We start from the raw sequence: 18,884 nt of genomic DNA on the forward strand, positions 1-18,884 counted from the left end.
CGTCAGTGGAACTGGGGGACGGTCAGCCAGATCCCGAACAGCACCGCGGCGGCGACGACCGCGAAGCACAGTCCCGCACCGGCGATCGCCGCGGGCGGCGTGCGGCCCGAACGCGGGGCCTCCTGGTCGGAGGTCGTCGCCTCACCGCGCGGGTCCTGCGGCTGGCCGACCCCGAGCAGGCGGAGGCCCAGGGTGTAGACGACGACGATGCCCACCGCGGCGACGAACCCGACGCCGAACACCTCGCCGATGGCGCTCCAGTCGATGGTGGACCCCATGTCAGGCCTCCGCTCCGGCGGCGACCGGCTCGCGCTCCGGGGCCGGCTCGTCGTTGACGTTCTCGTGGGTGATCGGCTTGCGTCGGGCGAGCATGACGAAGGTCCCGCCACCGGCGACCGCGAGCAACGCCACGATGACGAGCCCGATCGCCGAGGACGACGCGATCCAGGTCGCGATGCCACCGGCCACCGCAGCGGCGGGCAGCGTGATCACCCAGGCCGAGGCGATCCTCCCGACCACGCCCCAGTGCACGTCGGCGAGCCGCTTGCCGAGGCCCGACCCGACGACGGACCCGCTCGTCACGTGCGTCGTCGACAGGGCGAACCCGAGGTGGCTCGAGATGAGGATCGTCGCGGCCGAACTCGTCTCGGCGGCGAACCCCTGGGGCGACTGGACGTCCCAGATCCGCTTGCCGACCGTCCGCATGATCCGCCAGCCGCCGGTGTAGGTGCCGAGGCCGATCGCCAGGCCGCAGGCGAGGATCACCCACAGCTCGGGGCCGGTCCCGGACTCCTGGTAGTGCGCCGCGATGAGCGTGAGCGTGATGACGCCCATCGTCTTCTGCGCGTCGTTCGTCCCGTGGGCCAGGGACACCAGCGACGCCGAGATCGTCTGCCCGTGCCGGAACCCCGTCGCAGCACCGTGCGTCGTCGCGTTCCGGGTGAAGCGGTAGGCCACGAACGTCGCGACGAGTGCGATGACGCCCGCGATCACGGGGGAGAACAGGGCCGGCAGGACGACCTTCGACACCACGGTGGTCCAGCTCACCGACTGGAACCCGGCGCCGATGACCGCGGCCCCGATGAGACCGCCGAACAACGCGTGGGTCGAGCTCGACGGCAGGCCGAGGTACCACGTGGCGAGGTTCCAGAGCACCGCGCCGACGAGGCCGGCGAAGATCATGACGGGTGTGATCTCGATGCCGCTCTGGCCCTCGTTGATGATCCCCTGCGACACCGTCGAGGCGACCTCCGTGGACAGGAACGCGCCGACGAGGTTGAGCGACGCCGAGATGAGCACCGCGGTGCGCGGTCTGAGGGCACCGGTCGCGACGGACGTGGCCATCGCGTTGGCGGTGTCGTGGAACCCGTTCGTGAAGTCGAACACCAGGGCGACGACGATCACGAGGACCACGGTGACGAGGACGTCCATGCTGCCTCCTGTCGTGAGGGCATCGGCAGCGGGACTGCCGACACGGGCGCCACGCTAGGCGAGTGCCGCACGCGCCGAGGTGAACAGCGGGTGAACTCGGGCGTCGGCGCGGCAAGATGGTGCGGTGACCGCATCGCAGCCGACACCGCCCGGTCCGAGCGCGCCGATCGAGGCGACGTTCAGGGACGCGTGGGGGATCGACGTCGTCTACGACACCTGGAGCGCGGCGGACCCGCACGGCGTCGTGCAGATCGCCCACGGGGTGGGGGAGCACGGCGGGCGGTACGCGTCGCTCGCCCGGGACCTCGTCGCCGCGGGGTGGACCGTCGTCGTCAACGACCACCGCGGGCACGGGCGGACGGGCCTCCGACAGCACGGTGACGACCGGACGCAGCTCGGCCGGCTCGGACCCGGCGGTCTCCGCGCCGCCGTGGCCGCCGTCCAGCAGATGACGCAGGTCGCGCGGCAGGCGCACCCGGGCCTCCCGATCGTCCTGCTCGGCCACTCGTGGGGATCGATCATGGCGCAGAAGATCGTCAACACCGCCAGCGGCGAGTACGACGGCCTCGTGCTGTCCGGGTCCGCCTACCGTGTGCCCGGTTGGATGAACGGCGGCGACCTCAACAAGCGGCACGCGCACCTCGGGCCGACGAAGTACGAGTGGCTGACCCGCGACCGCGCGATCATCGAGGCGATGGCGGGTGACCCGCTCGCGGCCGAGGCGGACGTCATCGGGCTGTTCGGGATCGCCGACACCCTCCGGCTGCTCGGCGTCCCGCGGCGTCGGATCCCGCACGACCTGCCGCTGCTCCTGCAGGTCGGGTCCGACGACCCGCTCGGCGGCCCGCGCTCCGTGCACCGACTGGCCCGCGCGTACCGTGGCCGCGCCGGCCTCACCGACGTGTGGGTGCACGTGTACGAGGGCGCGCGACACGAGGTCTACAACGAGACGAACCGGGACGAGGTCATCGCCGACCTGGTCGCCTGGCTGAACGCTCACACCCGCACTGCGGACGTCCGGGGCGGGGGCGTAGCCTCGGCCGGATGACGACCGAAGTGCGGAACGACGCCGACCAGAACCAGTACTCACTCGTCGAGGACGGTGCCGTCATCGGCTTCGCCGCGTACGAGATCGACGGCGACGTCATCCGCTTCGTGCACACCGAGGTCGACCCCGAGCACCGTGGCGGCGGCAATGCGTCCATCCTGGTCCGCGGAGCGCTCGACGACGTCCGTGCGGGATCCGACCGGTCGGTGGTCGCGCAGTGCTCCTACGTACACGCCTGGATCGAGAAGCACCCGGACTACCAGGAGCTCCTGGCGGTCTAGAAGCTGCGCTCGTGCGCCCCGGCACGAGCCGGCCCGCGGTCCGCACGGACCGTGGGCACCCGGATGAGCACGTGGCCGCTCAGCAGGTCGTGGTCGTCGTCCGCCGGCGTCGGCGCCTCGACCGGGAGGCGCGACTGCCGATCGAACTCGGCCTGCGTCTCGTGACGGGTCGGCGCGAACACCTCGTCCATCATCGCGATGGCACCACCGGACGAGCCGCCCCGGCTCGCCTTGTTCGACAGGTCGACCCAGCCGAGTCGGTCCGCGACCCACGTCGCGAGCACGGCCGCCGCCATCGCGCCGAGCACGATCAACCAGTTCACGAGCACCGAGGCTACGTGGGTCGTCCGCGCGGGGGATCAGCCGCGCGGGTGATTCTCATGATCCTCGAGTCCCCGTCTCTGGTCCGGCGTCGACGATGCTCGCGTGGCGTCCGGGAGTCCCCTCCTCCCGGACGCCACGCCCTGCATCAGGGGACGCGCTCGAGCCACTCGCGAGTGGCGAACTTCGTCGCGACGAGCTCCTGGGCGCGGGCACGTTCCTCCGGCGTGACGTGGCCCTCGTGCGCGCCGTACAGCCGGGTGAACGTCGCGATGAGTCGGTCGATGATCTCGGCGCGTGACAAACCCGTCTGCGACCGCAGGGGATCGACCCGCTTCGCAGCGCTCGTGGTGCCCTTGTCGCTCATCTTCTCGCGGCCGATGCGCAGGACCTGGACCATCTTCTCGCCGTCCATGTCGTAGCTCATCGTCGCGTGGTGCAGGATCGCGCCCGTGCCGAGCCGCTTCTGCGCGGCACCGCCGATCTTGCCCTTCGCCGAGGTGATGTCGTTGAGGGGCTGGTACCAGGCCTCGATGCCCAGGGACTTCAGCGCCTCGATCACCCACTCGTCGAGGTACGCGTAGGAGTCGGCGAAGCTCATGCCCTGCACGAGGTCCGCCGGCACGTAGAGCGAGTAACTGATGATCGCGCCCGCGTCCATGAACATCGCGCCCCCGCCGGAGATGCGGCGGACGACCTCGACGCCGTACCGCGCCGCGCCGGCCGGGTCGACCTCGTTGCGCAGGGACTGGAAGCTGCCGATCACGACGGCGGGCTGGTCCCATTCCCAGATCCGCAGGGTCGGACCGCGGCGTCCGGCACCGACCTCCTCGGTGAGGACCTGGTCGAGCGCCAGGTGCTCGTTCGGCGGGATGGGGCCCTCGTGGATGATCTCCCAGTCGTGGTCCTGCCAGGTCGAGGCCCGGGCCAGGGACCGACGCACGGCCGTGGCCACCGCCTCCGGGGTGAACCCGAGCAGGACGGCGCCCTCGGGCAGGGCGGCCCGGACGGCGGCCGCGATGCCCGCGGCGTCGGTCTCGACCGGCAGGCCGTTCACCGCCGCGTCGATGCGGGGGAGGGCGTCGTCCGGTTCGAGGAAGAAGTCCCCCGCCAGACGGAACCCGTCGATCCGGCCGTCGACGACCTCGAGGTCGACGACGACGAGCTTGCCTCCGGGGACCTTGTACTCGCCGTGCATCCCGTCAGCCTATGCCGGACGCGACGCACGCGAGCGGCGCGGGGCGTGCCTCCCGGCCCGCGGAGCGCGTCATGATGAGCGGGTGCACCCCGTCCCCGTCACCGACGTCGAGCCCCGCCCCGCGGTCGAGCCCGACCGGGTGGTGCACGGCGACAACCTCGACGTCCTCGCGACGCTGCCCGACGGGCTCGCGACGCTCGTCTACCTGGACCCGCCGTTCAACACCGGACGGACCCAGACGCGTCGTGCGTCGACGGCGGTCCGCGCCGTCGACGGCCCCGTCCGGGGGTTCCAGGGGCGGTCGTACGAACGCGTCCGGGGTGACCTCATGCGGTACGACGACCGGTTCGAGGACTACTGGTCGTTCCTCGAGCCGCGGCTCGCGGAGGCCTGGCGGGTGCTCGCCGACGACGGCACGCTGTACGTCCACCTCGACTACCGCGAGGCGCACTACGCCAAGGTCCTGCTCGACGCGCTGTTCGGCCGCGACGCGTTCCTCAACGAGATCATCTGGGCCTACGACTACGGCGCCAAGTCCCGGACCCGCTGGCCGACGAAGCACGACACGATCCTCGTCTACGTCAAGGACCCGGAGCGGTACCACTTCGACTCCGAGGCGGTCGACCGCGAGCCCTACATGGCGCCCGGCCTCGTCACGCCCGAGAAGCGCGAACGCGGCAAGCTCCCCACCGACGTGTGGTGGCACACGATCGTGTCGCCGACGGGTCGCGAGAAGACCGGGTACCCGACGCAGAAGCCCGAGGGGGTGCTCCGCCGGATCGTCCAGGCGTCGAGTCGGCCCGGGGACCTCGTGCTCGACTTCTTCGCCGGCAGCGGGACGACCGGGGCCGTCGCGGCGGCGCTCGGACGGCGGTTCCTGCTCGTCGACGACAACCCCGAGGCGATCGCCGTGATGCGGCGACGTCTGCCCGCGGCGGTGTTCACCACGGCCGAGCCGCCCGCCGCGGACGTCGAGGACCCGGCCGTCTGACCGCGGGCGTCCCCGCGGAGTTCCCCGTTGTCGGCGAATCCCGGGCGCCGCTCGGAGCTTCCGCTCCGAGACGCACGAACGCTCCGAGACGCACGAACGCCCCGGAGTGGTCTCCGGGGCGTTCGTGGTCGTCGAGGTGCGACGTCAGGCGCTGTGCTTGCCGTGCCGCTCGGCGTGGCCGACGTCGGTGGTGCCGTCGGTCGGCGAGGCGGCGGGGGCGGCTACCCTGCCCCGCTCGGCCTCGAGGACCGGTGCGGCGTGCTTGGGCGCGTCCGACTCGGTGTGCACACGACTCGGGGAGTCGACCGTGGCGGCGGCGGAGTGCGCGCCGTGCGTCGGCGCATCCGCGAGCGGCGCGCGGGTCTCACCGCTGTCGAGCGACACGTCCGGTGAGGTCGGCACGGTGTCGACCGCGCCGGTGTCGGGGGACACGAGCGAACCCATCGACGCGGCCGAACCCTGAGCGCCGACGTCGAGGTCGTCGCTCCCGCCGTTGTGTCCGGCAGCGCCACTCGGCACGGACCCCGCAGCGTCGTTCGCCTGCTCCTGCAGGGCCGAGACCTTGCGGAGCGGCGGCGTGCGGAAGAACCACGTCAGGATGAACGCGAGCAGGAGCACGCCGAGGCCGACGTAGTAGATCTGCACGGCGGAGTTGTTGAAGCCGGTCAGGAACGCCCTGGTCAAGCGCGGGTCGGCGCCGTTGAGGAACGACGTGTCGCTCGTGTCACTCGTCGTGCTCTTCGCGTTCGACGAGCCCTTCTTGACCTGCTTGATGATGGTCGGCGCGACCGCGGTGACGATGTGCTTCCGCTGCGAGGCGTTCGCGTAGTCGATCCGGAGCCCGCCGTTGCGGACGGAGGCGTGCGCCCGTGCGGCCGCGGCCCGCAGTGCCTTGCGCTCCGCGGCAGGCCGCGCGGCGGCGACCTGCTGCTGGATCACCGACTGCGCGGCGGCCGCCGGGACCTTGCCGGCGCTGACCTGCTGCTGGACGGCCGTCGTGACCTGCTTCGTGACGGCCTGGTCGGCTTGGCCCTTCGCCTGGGTCGCGCCCTGGTCGAGCTGGCTCTGGATCTTCTTCTTGACCGGGGTCACGATCGGGTTCCAGATCTGCTTCATGACGCCGGCGTTCTTCGACGCGTTGGCCACCGACGGCGTGAGGGCTGCGTCGAGGCCGTTCGTCAGGGTGCTCTTGTTCTCCATGGCGGTCGAGATGTTCGTCGGCATGCTCGCGAAGAGCACCGACAGCAGGATCGCCGTGCCGAGCGTTCCACCGATCTGCCGGAAGAACGTCGACGCGCTCGTGGCGACGCCGATGTCACGCGGACCGACCGAGTTCTGCGACGCGAGCGTCAGGGTCTGCATGAGCTGGCCGAGCCCGAGGCCGATGAAGAACATGGCGATGAGCAGGAACCACAGCGGCTTGTCGACGGTGATGAACGTCAGGACGATGTAGCCGATCGAGGTCACCGCGGTGCCCGTCACCGGGAAGATCCGGTACTTGCCGGTCCGCGAGATGATCTGGCCGGAGGTGATCGAGGCGATCATCAGTCCGAGGACCATCGGGAGGGTGGCGAACCCGGACTCGGTCGGGGTCAGGCCCTTGACGATCTGCAGGTACAGCGGGAGCGTCAGCAGCGCGCCGAACATGCCGAACCCCACGAGGACACCCAGGATCGTCGACATCGAGAACACCCGCGAGCGGAACAGCTTCATCGGGATGATCGCGTCGTCGCGCATCGCGCGCTCGACGAGGATGAACGCCAGCAGGCCGAGCCCGCCGATGACGTAGCAGGTCCACGATCCGACCGAGGTCCAACCCCAGTCGCGACCCTGCTCGGCGACGAGCAGGAGCGGCGCGAGGGTCACCACGACGAGCGCGGCACCCCAGTAGTCGATGCGGACCTTGCGCTTGTCACCGACCCGCGGCAGATGCAGGAAGACGATGACCATGATCAGCGCCGCGATGCCGATCGGCACGTTGATGAGGAACACCCAGCGCCAGCCCGTGATGAACAGGATCTGCGCGGCGCCGGAGAACAGACCACCGACGAGCGGGCCGATGACCGACGAGACGCCGAACACCGCGAGGAAGTACCCCTGGTACTTGGCGCGCTGACGCGGGGCCAACATGTCGCCCATGATCGCGAGCGGCAGCGACATGAGGCCACCGGCACCGAGGCCCTGCACGCCACGGAACGCGGCGAGCATGACCATCGACGTCGAGAACGACGCGGCGAACGAGCCGATGATGAAGATCGCGATGGCGATGAGGAACAGCGGTCGCCGCCCGAAGAGGTCGGACAGCTTGCCGTAGATCGGGGTCATGATCGTCGACGCGATGAGGTACGCGGTCGTCACCCACGCCTGCTCGTTCAGCCCGTGCAGGTCGTCACCGATGGTGCGGATCGCGGTCCCGACGATCGTCTGGTCCAGGGCGCCCAGGAACATGCCGGCCATGAGGCCGTAGATCACGAGCAGGATCTGCCGGTGCGACATCACCGCGTTCGATGACGTGGTGGGGGACGACGAGGTGCCGGCCCGTTGCGTCGCGGTCTGGGTCATTGTGCTGGTTCTCCGTCTGGTGCGGGGTCTGGGATGTTCGGCGGCGCTCGGTGCTCGAATCGATCGGGCCGCCGTTGCCGAGAAGTTTGCGTCGCGTGCAAAGTTACAGGTCACGCAACTCAGGCGACAACGCGACGATCAGGCCAGGGTATTCCCCGTCGCTCCGACCTGATCGAGCTCCGGGCGACCTGTGGACGGAGGCCCCGCGATCTGTGCCCATGCGCAGGTAGGCTCCGCCGCATGGTCTCCGAACCCGCCGGGCTCACCTACCGACCCGCGGATCTGCCCGGCCCCCGTCCGACGGTCCTCGTGCTGCCCGGTGGTGGGTACGAGGAACACGGCCGCCCGAGTTCGGAGCTGCTCGCTGAGTGGTTCGCCGGGATCGGCGTGCACGGGGTCGTGCTGCGCTACCCGGTCGCCCCGCACCGGCACCCCGAACCCCTGGACGCGGCACGGGCGGCGTTCCGCTGGCTGCGGTCGGGCGCGGCGCCGATCGACGTGGACCCGGCGCGCGTCGGTGTCGTCGGTTCGAGCGCCGGCGGGCACCTCGCCGCGTGCCTGGCGAACGGGATCGATGACCCCGACGACGACCGGCCCGCGTTCTGCGTCCTCAACTACCCGGTCGTCTCGATGGAGCACCCGACGCGGACCCGGCCGATGCGGAACCTGCTCGGCGATGCACCGTCGTGGCGGCTCCGGCGCGAGCTGTCCATGGAGACCCGGGTCGACGCGCGGACGCCACCGACCTTCGTGTGGACGACGGCGGACGACCGCATCGTGCGCGCGACGCACGCACTCGCGTACGTGGAGGCCCTGGTCCGGAACGAGGTGCCGGTCGAGTTCCACCTGTTCCCGCACGGGAGGCACGGGCTCGGCACCGCGGTCAAGGAACCGCACACCTCGCAGTGGACGCGCCTGTGCGAGAACTGGCTGCGGTACCAGCGCGTGCTCTGACCGTCAGCTGATCGGGAGGCGCGGGGCGGAGCCGCACCGTGCCTCCCGACCGAGTGCCCGGGTCGTCAGGCGCCGCCGAGCGCGGCGTCGACGATCTCCTTGGCCTCGCGCTGGACCTGCTCGAGGTGCTCCTGCCCGACGAACGACTCCGCGTAGATCTTGTAGACGTCCTCGGTGCCGGACGGGCGTGCGGCGAACCACGCGCGGTCCGTGACGACCTTGACCCCACCGACGGCCGCGCCGTTGCCCGGGGCCTTCGACAGCTTCGCGACGATGGGGTCGCCCGCCAGGGTGTCCGCCTGGATCGCGTCGCCGTCGAGCTTGCCGAGCGCTGCCTTCTGGGCCTTCGTCGCAGCGGCGTCGACGCGCTGGTACACCGGGTCACCGAAGCGCTCCGTGAGCTCGCGGTAGAGCTGCGACGGTGTCTTGCCCGTGACGGCGATGATCTCGGACGCGAGCAGCGCGAGGATGATGCCGTCCTTGTCGGTCGTCCACGCGGTGCCGTCCATCCGGAGGAACGAGGCACCCGCGCTCTCCTCGCCACCGAAGCCCACGGAGCCGTCGATCAGGCCCGGGACGAACCACTTGAACCCGACCGGGACCTCCCACAGGGTCCGGCCGAGCGACTCCGCCACGCGGTCGATGATGCTCGAGGAGACGAGGGTCTTGCCGATCGCGGCGTCCTGCCGCCAGTGCGGACGGTGCGAGTACAGGTACTCGATCGCCACCGCCAGGTAGTGGTTGGGGTTCATGAGCCCACCGTCGGGCGTGACGATCCCGTGCCGGTCGGAATCGGCGTCGTTGCCCGTGAGGACGTCGAATTCGTCCTTGTGCGCGAGCACCGACGCCATGGCGGACGGGCTCGACGGGTCCATCCGGATCTTGCCGTCCCAGTCGAGGGTCATGAACGACCACGTGGGGTCGACGTCGGGGTTCACCACCGTCAGGTCGAGGCCGTAGTGGTCCCGGATGCGGTTCCAGTAGGGCAGGCTGGCGCCGCCGAGCGGGTCCGCGCCGATCCGGACGCCCGCGCGCTTGATCGCCGCGATGTCGATGATGTCCGCCAGGTCGTGCACGTACGTGTCGAGGAAGTCGTACCGGCCGGGGCTCGCCTGCTCCTGGCGCTGCACGTCCACGAGACCGCCGGCGATGATCGCGTTGGCCCGGTCGGCGATCCACTTCGTCGCGTCGCTGTCCGCGGGCCCACCGTGCGGCGGGTTGTACTTGAAGCCGCCGTCGCGCGGGGGGTTGTGGCTCGGCGTGATGACGATGCCGTCGGCGGTGTCGTCGTGGCCCTCGCGGTTGTAGCGGATGATCGCGTGGCTCAGCGCGGGCGTCGGCACGTAGCCGTTGTCCTTGTCGGCGAGCACGGTGACGCCGTTCGCGGCCAGGACCTCGAGCGCGGTCCGTTCGGCCGGACCGCTCAGCGCGTGCGTGTCGCGGCCGATGAACAGCGGCCCCGTGGTGCCCTGCTGCGCGCGGTACTCGACGATCGCCTGGGTGATGGCGGCGATGTGTGCGTCGTTGAACGCGGTGTCGAGCGAGGAGCCCCGGTGGCCGGACGTGCCGAACACCACCATCTGCTCGGGGTTCGATGCGTCCGGGACCCGCGAGTAGTAGGCGTCGACGAGCTCTTGGAGATCGACGAGGTCCTCGGCGGTCGCGGGCGTTCCGGCACGGTCGTTCATGCGCCCATCCTGGCACCGCGCCGTGTCCTGTGCCCGACTGTCCACAGGCCGGCGCCCGACGGGGTCCAGGGAGGAATGACACCGGTTGCATCGACAACCATTCCGTAGGATCGGGGGATGACGACGGACGACGTGCCCTGGCTCGACGGCGAGCAGGTCCGCGTGTGGATCCGCCTCGTCGCCGTCATGGAGCTCCTGCCCGCGGCGCTCGACCAGCAGTTGCAGCGCGATTCCGACCTGACGCACTTCGACTACATGGTCATCGCCATGCTCTCCGAACGCGACGACCGCACACTGCGCATGACGGCCCTGTCCGCCGCCACGAACAGCTCGTTGCCCCGGCTGTCCCACGTCGTCACCCGCCTCGAGAAGCGCGGGCTCGTCTCGCGGTGCCCGTCGACGGACGACCGGCGGGCAACGGACGTCCGACTCACGGACGCCGGGTGGGAGGCCGTGGTCGCCGCTGCCCCCGGGCACGTCCGGAACGCCCGCCACCTCGTGGTCGACGCGATCGGCGAGGACCGCTTCCGGCAGCTCGACGCCGACCTCCGCGCGATGCTCCGCCGACTCGACCCCGAGGGTCGCCTCGCCGCCCTCACCGACCCGGATGGCCGCCCGCCCGTGCAATAGAGTCGGCCGCATGGCCGAGCCCGATGCCTCCGCGTCCGACACGTACAGCTACCTCGGACCGGCCGGGACCTTCACGGAGGCCGCGCTCAAGCAGGTCGCCGCGGCCGCCGGCAAGCCCTGGCGGTCGGTCAACAACGTCGGCGAGGCCCTCGACGACGTCATGAGCGGACGGAGCGTCGGCGCGGTCATCGCCATCGAGAACAGCGTCGACGGTGGGGTCACCGCCACGCAGGACGCCCTCGCGCGCATCCCGGGGGTCCGCATCATCGGCGAGTACCTCGTGCCGGTCGACTTCGTCCTCGTCGCCCGGCACGGCACCGTGCTCGCGGACGTCCGCACGGTGAACGCCCACCCCGTCGCGTACGGGCAGACATACCGCTGGCTCGAGGACCACGTCCCGGGGCACGGACACATCCCGGCGTCGTCGAACGTCGCGGCGGCGGCGGCGCTCCTCGACCCGGCCGCGGGGGCGCTCGCCGAGGCCGCGGTCGCCCCGCCCGGCATCACCGACCACCACGACCTCGCCGTCCTCGCCGAGCACATCGGCGAGAACCCGTTCGCCGTCACGCGGTTCGTCCTCGTGTCGCGGGACCTGGCGATCCCGGCCCGGACCGGCGCCGACAAGACGAGCGTCGTCGTGGAGCTGCCGGACGACCGGGCAGGTGCGCTCGTCGACCTGCTCGAGCAGTTCGCCACCCGGGGCATCAACATGGGGCTCCTCAGCTCGCGGCCGATCGGCGACGAGCTCGGCCGCTACCGCTTCGTCATCGACCTGGACGGCCACGTGCACGACGAGCGCGTGGCGGACGCGCTCCTCGGCCTCCGGCGGTTCAGCCCCCGGGTGACGTTCCTCGGGTCGTACCCCAGGGCCGACGGCCACGCGTCCGAGGTGCAGGCCCGGTACCGGGACGAAGCGTTCACCGAGGCACGCGAGTGGCTCCGACGGATCGTCGCGGGCGAGCCTGGTTGACCCGGCCGGGCCGGACGCCGGTGACCCACCAGGTGGGCGCCTGTGGAACGACCCGGCCGTCCACAGAAGCCCGGGGGCCGAGAGGACGGATCAGGCGGTCCCGGTAGCGTTGTCGCATGACGACGCCCCCCGAGACCGATGCGGCCCCGCGCGACGACGTCGCCGCGGTGCCCTCGACCGCCGCCCACTCGGCCACGAGCCAGCACACCGCCGCCGTGGTCTACAACCCGATCAAGGTCGACCTGCCGGCCCTGCGCCAGAGCGTGAGCCGCTACGAACGTGAGGCCGGGTGGAGCGAGACCCTCTGGTTCGCGACGACCGAGGAGGACCCGGGCGCCGGCATGGCCCGGGCCGCGCTCGAGGCCGGGGCCGATGTGGTGGCCGCCGCGGGCGGCGACGGCACGACGCGGATCGTCGCCGAGGTCGTGCACGGATCCGGCGCGTCGCTCGCGCTGCTGCCGAGCGGCACCGGCAACCTGCTCGCGCGGAACATGCGGTTCCCGCTCGACGAGATGGACACGAGCGTGCAGACCCTGTTCCACGGCGAGGACCGCGCGGTCGACATCGGCATGCTCACCGTCGAGCGTGAGGGCGGGGAGCGTGAGGACTTCGGGTTCCTGGTCATGGCCGGGCTCGGGCTCGACGCCCGGATGCTCGCCAACACGCGCCCGGAGCTCAAGAAACGGGTGGGCTGGCTCGCCTACGTCGACGCCGTGGCCCGATCGCTCCGTGACTCCGACAGCATGGAGGCCCGCTACAACCTCGACGGTGCCGGCAACCGCTCGCTCCGCGCCCACACGCTCATCGTGGGCAACTGCGGCACCCTGCAGGCCGGCATCCTCCTGCTGCCCGACGCCACGATCACGGACGGCGTGTTCGACGTCGTCGCGCTGCGCCCGAAGTCCGTGTTCGGCTGGGCCCGGATCGGCGCCCGCCTGATGTGGGAGAACGCGATCCTGCGGCGTGCGCGATCGACCAAGATCGGCCAGACCGCGGTGGGGGAGCGGATCATCGCCCGGGCACGTGAGGAACGTCCGCTGCGGTACATGCGCGGCAAGGAGATCGTCGTGCGGCTCGAGACGCCCGACGAGTTCGAGATCGACGGCGACCCGGTGGGTCGGATCCGGGCGTTCCGGGCGCGCATCGACGAAGGCGGCTTGACCGTGCGCGTGCCCGTCGGGCACGTCCTGCACTGAGCGACGGCCGCCGACGACGGACGTCCGGCACCCACCAACCTCCTGCACGATCCGTGCGGCGGCCGGGAGGCGCGGGACGGGCGCGCGCCGTCCCTCCCGTCCGATCGGCGCCGGACCGGCGCGAGGGGGCGGTCGGTAAGATGCTCCAGTGATCGATCCGCAGCTCCTCCGCGACCACCCCGACCGGATCAAGGCATCGCAGGCGGCCCGTGGTGACTCCGTGGAGCTCGTCGACCAGGCGCTCGCCGCGGACACCGCACGTCGGCTCGCGATCTCGTCGTTCGAGGCGCTCCGTGCCGAGCAGAACGCGTTCGGCAAGACCGTCGCGAAGGCACCGAAGGACGAGAAGGCGGCGCTCGTGCAGCAGGCGCAGGCGCTCGCCGCCCGGGTCAAGCAGGCCCAGGCGATCGTCACCGAGTCCGAGGACGCGTTCCGCACGACCGTCGGGAAGCTCGCGAACCCGATCATCGAGGGCGTCCCGAGCGGCGGCGAGGAGGACTTCGTCACCCTGCGCACCGTCGGCACGAAGCCGGAGTTCGACTTCGAGCCGAAGGACCACGCCGACCTCGGCGAGCACCTCGGTATCATCGACATCCCGCGTGGCACGAAGGTGTCCGGCTCGCGCTTCTACTTCCTCCGCGGCATGGGGGCGCGGCTCGAGATCGCGCTCATGAACCTCGCGCTCGACCGGGCCATCGCCCACGGCTTCGAGCCCCTCATCACGCCGACGCTCGTGCGCCCCGAGACGATGGCCGGCACGGGGTTCCTCGGTGAGCACGCCGACGAGATCTACTACCTGCCCGCCGACGACCTGTACCTGACCGGCACGAGTGAGGTCGCGCTCGCGGGCTACCACGCCGACGAGATCCTCGACGTGTCGAACGGGCCCCTCCGCTACGCCGGGTGGTCGACGTGCTACCGACGCGAGGCCGGGTCCGCGGGCAAGGACAACCGCGGGATCCTCCGGGTCCACCAGTTCAACAAGCTCGAGATGTTCGCGTACGTGCACCCCGACGAGGCCGAGGCGGAGCACGACCGGCTCGTCTCCTACCAGGAGGACATGCTCGGCGCGCTCGGCCTCCACTACCGCGTCATCGACGTCGCCGCCGGTGACCTCGGGCAGAGCGCCGCCCGCAAGTTCGACATCGAGGCGTGGGTGCCGACGCAGGGGACCTACCGCGAGCTCACCTCGACGTCGAACTGCACGACGTTCCAGGCCCGCCGCCTCGACATCCGGCACCGCACCGAGTCCGGCAAGACCGCCCCGGTGGCGACGCTGAACGGCACGCTCGCCACGACCCGTTGGCTCGTCGCGATCCTCGAGACGCACCAGCAGGCCGACGGCTCGGTCGTCGTGCCCGAGGTCCTCCGCCCGTACCTCGGCGGCACCGAGGTGATCGAGCCGCGATGACCGACGACCTCCGCGAGCAGGCCGTCCCCGACCCCGGGGCGAGCTCGGGTGCGACGTCGACGGCGCCGCGGCCGGACCACTGGCTCGTGGCGCTCGACATCGACGGGACGGTCATGCGCGAGGACGGCGTCATCACCGACGCGACGAGCGCGGCCGTCCATGCTGCGGTGGAGGCCGGACACGAGGTGATGCTCTCGACCGGTCGCAGCGCCTCCATGACGTTGCCCGTGGTCGCGGCCCTCGGGATCCGCCCACGGTTCCTGGTGTGCGCGAACGGCGCGATCACGCTCGAGCGGAGCGACGCCCCCGAGGACACCGAGCGCGGGGGCTACCGCCGCGCGTTCGTGGAGTCCTTCGACCCGACCGAGGTCCTCCGCACCATCCGCGGGTCCCTGCACGGCGCCGCGTTCGGCGTCGAGGACGAGACCGGCCACTACCGCGTGCACGGGATCTTCCCCGAGGGCAGCCTGAGTTCGGACGTCGAGCACGTCGCGTTCGACGACCTCTTCGGCGTCGAGGCCACCCGGGTCGTCGTCATCTCACCGAACCACGACCTCGACGACTTCCTGCGGGCGGTGGACCGGATGGGCCTCCACAAGGTGTCCTACAACGTGGGGTGGACCGCCTGGCTCGACATCGCGCCCGAGGGCGTGACCAAGGCCAGCGCGATGGAGCGGGTCCGGTCCGTGCTCGACGTCCCACGGTCGCGCGTGTTCGCGGCGGGCGACGGCCGGAACGACATCGACATGCTGCACTGGGCTGCCGAGTCCGGCCGCGGCGTCGTGATGGGCCAGGCGCCCGAGGACGTCGTCGCTGCCGGCGGTGAGGTCACCGGGAGCGTCGCGGTGGACGGCCTGGCCGCCGCACTCGCGACGCTCCCGCGCTGACCCGGCCCGGTTCCCGGTTCCCGGTTCCCGGTTCCGCGAGATCGCAGTCGTTGCCGTTTCGACGGTGGTGTGAGCGGCAACGACTGCGATCCCGGTGGGATGACGCGGCGTCAGCCGCAGAACTCGTAGGGCGGCACCCGGTCCGTGCTCACCCAGATCGACCGCACCTGCTGCGGCGTCGACCGCACGTCGAACACGATCCAGGCGCCGTGGTCCTGGTAGCCGCGGTAGTCCTCCTGGTCGTCCTCGCGGATCTGCACGAGGTCGGGGTGGTGCGCCTCGAGGGTCGCCAGCGGTGTGCCGAGCGTGTCGCCCTGCGTCGTCTTGGGCGAGGAGGCCCCCGCGCCCTGCAGGAGGATCCCGTGCACGACGTCGCGCGCGTCCGGCAGCGCCTGGGTCCACACGGAGGAACCGGTCCGCCGCCACATCGCGATGTTGGGGTTCGGGCAGTCGTCCGAGCGGGTGTACGCGGTCATGGACGCGCCCTCGGCCGTCACCGAACCGCCGATGGTGAGCGGCCCGACGCCGGCACCCGTGATCGTCCACGTCGTCGGGTCAGCGAGGTCGAGCGTCGGGGAGGCGGATGGTGTGGCGGCCGGCGGCGTGGTGGGCGTCGCGGTCGTGCTGGGCATGGGCGTCGTCGTGGTGGCCGACGCGCTCGGGCGTCCGGTGTGGCCGACCGTGGTGGCGGTGTCGGCCGCGGTCGAGGTGCTGCAGCCGGCGAGGGTGACGACGAGAGCGGTCGCGGCGATCAGGACGATCGCGGACCGCGGTGTGGTGGACATCGAGGCGTTCCGTTCCGGGAGACGCCGGTGCCCCGTGGCATCCGCTCCACGTCCCCCGACGCTCATCTTGGTGGTTCCGTCGTCGGTGCGCCGCGGCCTGTCGATCACGGTTCCGTCACACCGATCACGGTTCCGTCACGGTGTGCGGGAGGCGCCTCCCGGCCGTCCCGGCCGCCGCTCGTCCGCCGCATCGCGAGATCGCAGAAGGTGCCGCTCTGGGGGTGCTCAGAGCGGCAACAACTGCGATCTCGGCGGGAGGGTCGGCAGGGCGAGCGGCGCGGCTGGCCGAGGCCGTGCCTCCCGGCCGGGAGGCTCGCTAGACTCGCACGCGCCGGTCGCCACCGTCAGGTGGTCCAGCCAGGAGGGTTGTCCGAGCGGCCGATGGAGCTTGTCTTGAAAACAAGTGGGCAGTGATGTCTCGTGGGTTCGAATCCCACACCCTCCGCCGACGGGCTACGCGGCGTCCGCGGCGGCGCGCGCGAGCAGTCCGAGCGTGTCGACCACCCGGTTCGAGAACCCCCACTCGTTGTCGTACCAGGCGACGACCTTGACGTGGCGGCCGCCGTCGACGCGCGTGAGGAGCGAGTCGAACACGCTCGACTCCGGGCGCCCCGTGATGTCGGTCGACACGAGCGGGTCCGCCGTGTAGGCGAGCACCCCGGCGAGTGGCCCGTCGGCAGCCGCACGGTAGGCGGCGTTCACCTCGTCGACCGTGACGTCACGGGCCACGACGGTGTTCAGCTCGACGATCGACCCCACGGGGACGGGCACCCGGATGGAGTCGCCCGAGAGCTTGCCGTCGAGTCGGGGGAGCACGAGTCCGATGGCCTTCGCGGCGCCGGTGGTCGTCGGGACGATGTTCACGCCCGCGGCCCGGGCTCGCCGGAGGTCCCGATGCGGGCCGTCCTGCAGGTTCTGTTCCTGCGTGTACGCGTGCACGGTCGTCATGAACCCGTGCTCGATGCCGGCGAGGTCGTCGAGGACGCTCGCGAGCGGCGCGAGGGCGTTCGTCGTGCAGCTCGCGTTGCTGACGACGGTGTGCGTGGCCGGGTCGAACGCGTCGGTGTTCACGCCGTAGGCGAGCGTCACGTCCGCCCCGGTGGCCGGTGCGCTCACGAGCACGCGACGGGCGCCCGCCTCGAGGTGCTGCGCAGCGGCCTCCCGTGCCGTGAAGCGGCCGGTCGACTCGAGGACGACCTCGACGCCCAGGTCGGCCCAGGGCAGTGCCGACGGATCGCGCTCGGCGAGCACGCGGATCCGCTGACCGTCGACCACGAGCGTGTCGTCGTCGACCTCCACGGTGCCATCGAAGGGGCCGAGTGCTGAGTCGTAGCGGAACAGGTGGGCGAGGGTCGCGGGTGCGGTGAGGTCGTTGACGGCGACGACCACGAGGTCCTCGCCGCCGCGGGCCAGGAGCGCGCGCAGGGTGTTGCGGCCGATGCGGCCGAATCCGTTGATGCCGATGCGGGTCATGTGGGTTCCTTCCGTTCCTCCGCTCATCGTCATCGAGCCGGGAGGCCCGCTCCAGTGGCAGGAACGTCATGATCCGGGAAGATCGCGCCAGGGCTACTGCTGGAACACGCGACGGTAAGCGGTGGGGGAGATGCCGAGGATCCGCCGGAAGTGCAGACGCAGGTTGGCGTCCGTCCCGAGCCCCACCCGCGCGGCCACCTGGTCGACGGCGAGGTCCGAGCGTTCGAGCAGCTCCCGCGCCAGGTCGACGCGTGCCCGGAGCACCCACTGCATCGGCGTGGAGCCGGTGCTCGCCACGAAGCGGCGTGAGAACGTCCGGGCGGACACGTTCGCGTGCGCGGCGAGGGCGTCGAGCGTCAGGGCGTCGCCGAGGTGACGCAACACCCATTCACGCGTCGTCGCGAAGGTGTCGTCGGTCGGGTCCGGCACGGTCCGTTCGATGTACTGGGCCTGGCCGCCGCTCCGGTGGGGCGCGCTCACGAGCCGTCGGGCGACGTGGTTCGCGAGCCCGACGCCGTGGTCGCGTCGGACGATGTGGAGGCAGAGGTCGATGCCGCTCGCCGCCCCCGCGCTCGTGAGCACCGACCCCTCGTCGACGAAGAGCACGTCCTCGTCCACCTCGACGCCGGGGTACCGGTCCTGCAGCACCCGCGTGTAGTGCCAGTGGGTCGTCGCCCGGCGCCCGTCCAGGAGGCCCGCCGCAGCGAGCGCGAACGCCCCGGTCGAGATCGCGGCGACACGCTTGCCGCGCTCGTGCGCGTCGCGGAGTGCCGTGACGACCTCGGGAGGCGGCGGCGTGTCCGCCGGGAATCGGTACCCGGGCACGAACACGGTCTGCGCCCAGTCGACGGCCTCGAGCCCGCGTCCCACCGCGTACGCGAGGCCGTCCCCGCCGCGGACGGTGCCGACGCTCGGGCCACAGACGCGCACCTCGTACGGCATGCTCGGCCGGTTGGCGAACACCTGGGCGGGGATCCCGACGTCGAGCGGCTTCGCGCCGGGCAACACGAGCACCGCCACACGGTGCGGTCGGACAGCCATCCTGCGACGGTAGCCCG

Annotated in this window: 18 protein-coding genes and 1 tRNA gene; 10 read left to right on the forward strand and 9 right to left on the reverse strand. The window is 71.4% G+C overall.

Going from position 1 to position 18,884, the window contains the following annotated elements:
* Positions 1-2 precede the first annotated feature (2 nt).
* Both DEI88_RS03280 and DEI88_RS03285 read right to left on the reverse strand, forming a co-directional pair.
* Entirely contained in the window at positions 3-278 is a 276-nt protein-coding gene (locus tag DEI88_RS03280; protein ID WP_111072287.1) for a hypothetical protein, read from the reverse strand.
* A 1-nt stretch (position 279) separates the two neighbouring features.
* Positions 280-1,431 carry an inorganic phosphate transporter gene (locus DEI88_RS03285; RefSeq protein WP_111072286.1) on the reverse strand — a complete coding sequence of 384 codons (1,152 nt, stop codon included), beginning with the start codon at positions 1,429-1,431 and terminating at the stop codon, positions 280-282.
* Positions 1,432-1,555: 124 nt separating this feature from the next.
* Here DEI88_RS03285 and DEI88_RS03290 point away from each other — a divergent pair, with 124 nt between their 5' ends.
* Positions 1,556-2,479 carry an alpha/beta fold hydrolase gene (locus DEI88_RS03290; RefSeq protein WP_258375121.1) on the forward strand — a complete coding sequence of 308 codons (924 nt, stop codon included), beginning with the start codon at positions 1,556-1,558 and terminating at the stop codon, positions 2,477-2,479.
* The gene (locus DEI88_RS03295; RefSeq protein WP_111010146.1) at positions 2,476-2,760 is read left to right on the forward strand and encodes a GNAT family N-acetyltransferase; all 285 of its coding nucleotides are present in this window, start codon (positions 2,476-2,478) and stop codon (positions 2,758-2,760) included. The genes DEI88_RS03290 and DEI88_RS03295 overlap by 4 nt, the downstream gene beginning before the upstream one ends.
* On the opposite strand, the gene DEI88_RS03300 is transcribed toward DEI88_RS03295, so the two are convergent.
* Together DEI88_RS03300 and lplAB are read right to left on the reverse strand one after the other, a co-directional pair.
* The gene (locus DEI88_RS03300; RefSeq protein WP_146246081.1) at positions 2,757-3,083 is read right to left on the reverse strand and encodes a hypothetical protein; all 327 of its coding nucleotides are present in this window, start codon (positions 3,081-3,083) and stop codon (positions 2,757-2,759) included. The two genes, DEI88_RS03295 and DEI88_RS03300, sit on opposite strands and share 4 nt — an antisense overlap.
* A gap of 146 nt (positions 3,084-3,229) precedes the next feature.
* Positions 3,230-4,279 carry a lipoate-protein ligase LplAB gene (gene lplAB, locus DEI88_RS03305; protein ID WP_111010142.1) on the reverse strand — a complete coding sequence of 350 codons (1,050 nt, stop codon included), beginning with the start codon at positions 4,277-4,279 and terminating at the stop codon, positions 3,230-3,232.
* Positions 4,280-4,418: 139 nt separating this feature from the next.
* On the opposite strand from lplAB, the gene DEI88_RS03310 reads away from it, so the two are divergent.
* Entirely contained in the window at positions 4,419-5,270 is an 852-nt protein-coding gene (locus DEI88_RS03310; RefSeq protein ID WP_375334603.1) for a DNA-methyltransferase, read from the forward strand.
* A 144-nt stretch (positions 5,271-5,414) separates the two neighbouring features.
* Here the strand turns inward: DEI88_RS03310 and DEI88_RS03315 are convergent, their stop codons facing one another.
* On the reverse strand, positions 5,415-7,832 hold the full coding sequence (locus DEI88_RS03315; RefSeq protein ID WP_502866974.1) for an MDR family MFS transporter: 2,418 nt from the start codon (positions 7,830-7,832) through the stop codon (positions 5,415-5,417).
* Between the two features lie 240 nt (positions 7,833-8,072).
* Here DEI88_RS03315 and DEI88_RS03320 point away from each other — a divergent pair, with 240 nt between their 5' ends.
* The gene (locus DEI88_RS03320; RefSeq protein WP_181435056.1) at positions 8,073-8,786 is read left to right on the forward strand and encodes an alpha/beta hydrolase; all 714 of its coding nucleotides are present in this window, start codon (positions 8,073-8,075) and stop codon (positions 8,784-8,786) included.
* Positions 8,787-8,851: 65 nt separating this feature from the next.
* On the opposite strand, the gene pgm is transcribed toward DEI88_RS03320, so the two are convergent.
* Complete coding sequence (pgm, locus tag DEI88_RS03325; RefSeq protein WP_111026486.1) at positions 8,852-10,474, reverse strand: phosphoglucomutase (alpha-D-glucose-1,6-bisphosphate-dependent); 1,623 nt, start codon at positions 10,472-10,474, stop codon at positions 8,852-8,854.
* A gap of 117 nt (positions 10,475-10,591) precedes the next feature.
* Between pgm and DEI88_RS03330 the strand changes: the two genes are divergently transcribed.
* From DEI88_RS03330 to DEI88_RS03350, 5 genes are all read left to right on the forward strand, one after another.
* Positions 10,592-11,104, forward strand: a complete 513-nt coding sequence (locus DEI88_RS03330; RefSeq protein ID WP_111072283.1) for a MarR family winged helix-turn-helix transcriptional regulator — start codon at positions 10,592-10,594, stop codon at positions 11,102-11,104.
* Positions 11,105-11,114: 10 nt separating this feature from the next.
* Entirely contained in the window at positions 11,115-12,074 is a 960-nt protein-coding gene (pheA, locus tag DEI88_RS03335; protein WP_181434622.1) for a prephenate dehydratase, read from the forward strand.
* A 116-nt stretch (positions 12,075-12,190) separates the two neighbouring features.
* Positions 12,191-13,270 (forward strand): diacylglycerol/lipid kinase family protein, encoded by a 1,080-nt coding sequence (locus tag DEI88_RS03340; protein WP_111010130.1) that lies wholly within the window; start codon positions 12,191-12,193, stop codon positions 13,268-13,270.
* 148 nt (positions 13,271-13,418) lie between these two features.
* Complete coding sequence (gene serS / locus DEI88_RS03345; RefSeq protein WP_111072282.1) at positions 13,419-14,681, forward strand: serine--tRNA ligase; 1,263 nt, start codon at positions 13,419-13,421, stop codon at positions 14,679-14,681.
* A complete protein-coding gene (locus DEI88_RS03350; protein ID WP_111072281.1) occupies positions 14,678-15,568 on the forward strand; it encodes an HAD family hydrolase in 891 nt (296 codons plus the stop codon). The genes serS and DEI88_RS03350 overlap by 4 nt, the downstream gene beginning before the upstream one ends.
* A 110-nt stretch (positions 15,569-15,678) precedes the next feature.
* Here the strand turns inward: DEI88_RS03350 and DEI88_RS03355 are convergent, their stop codons facing one another.
* On the reverse strand, positions 15,679-16,353 hold the full coding sequence (locus DEI88_RS03355; protein ID WP_146246080.1) for a hypothetical protein: 675 nt from the start codon (positions 16,351-16,353) through the stop codon (positions 15,679-15,681).
* A gap of 360 nt (positions 16,354-16,713) precedes the next feature.
* Here DEI88_RS03355 and DEI88_RS03360 point away from each other — a divergent pair.
* Positions 16,714-16,798: transfer RNA gene (locus tag DEI88_RS03360), tRNA-Ser, on the forward strand.
* Between the two features lie 8 nt (positions 16,799-16,806).
* Here DEI88_RS03360 and gap read toward each other — a convergent pair.
* Together gap and DEI88_RS03370 are read right to left on the reverse strand one after the other, a co-directional pair.
* On the reverse strand, positions 16,807-17,826 hold the full coding sequence (gene gap / locus DEI88_RS03365) for a type I glyceraldehyde-3-phosphate dehydrogenase (RefSeq protein WP_111072279.1): 1,020 nt from the start codon (positions 17,824-17,826) through the stop codon (positions 16,807-16,809).
* Positions 17,827-17,919: 93 nt separating this feature from the next.
* On the reverse strand, positions 17,920-18,867 hold the full coding sequence (locus tag DEI88_RS03370) for a GlxA family transcriptional regulator (RefSeq protein WP_111013868.1): 948 nt from the start codon (positions 18,865-18,867) through the stop codon (positions 17,920-17,922).
* Positions 18,868-18,884: the final 17 nt, after the last annotated feature.

It is taken from the genome of Curtobacterium sp. MCBD17_003 (assembly GCF_003234885.2).
Taxonomy (GTDB): Bacteria; Actinomycetota; Actinomycetes; order Actinomycetales; family Microbacteriaceae; genus Curtobacterium.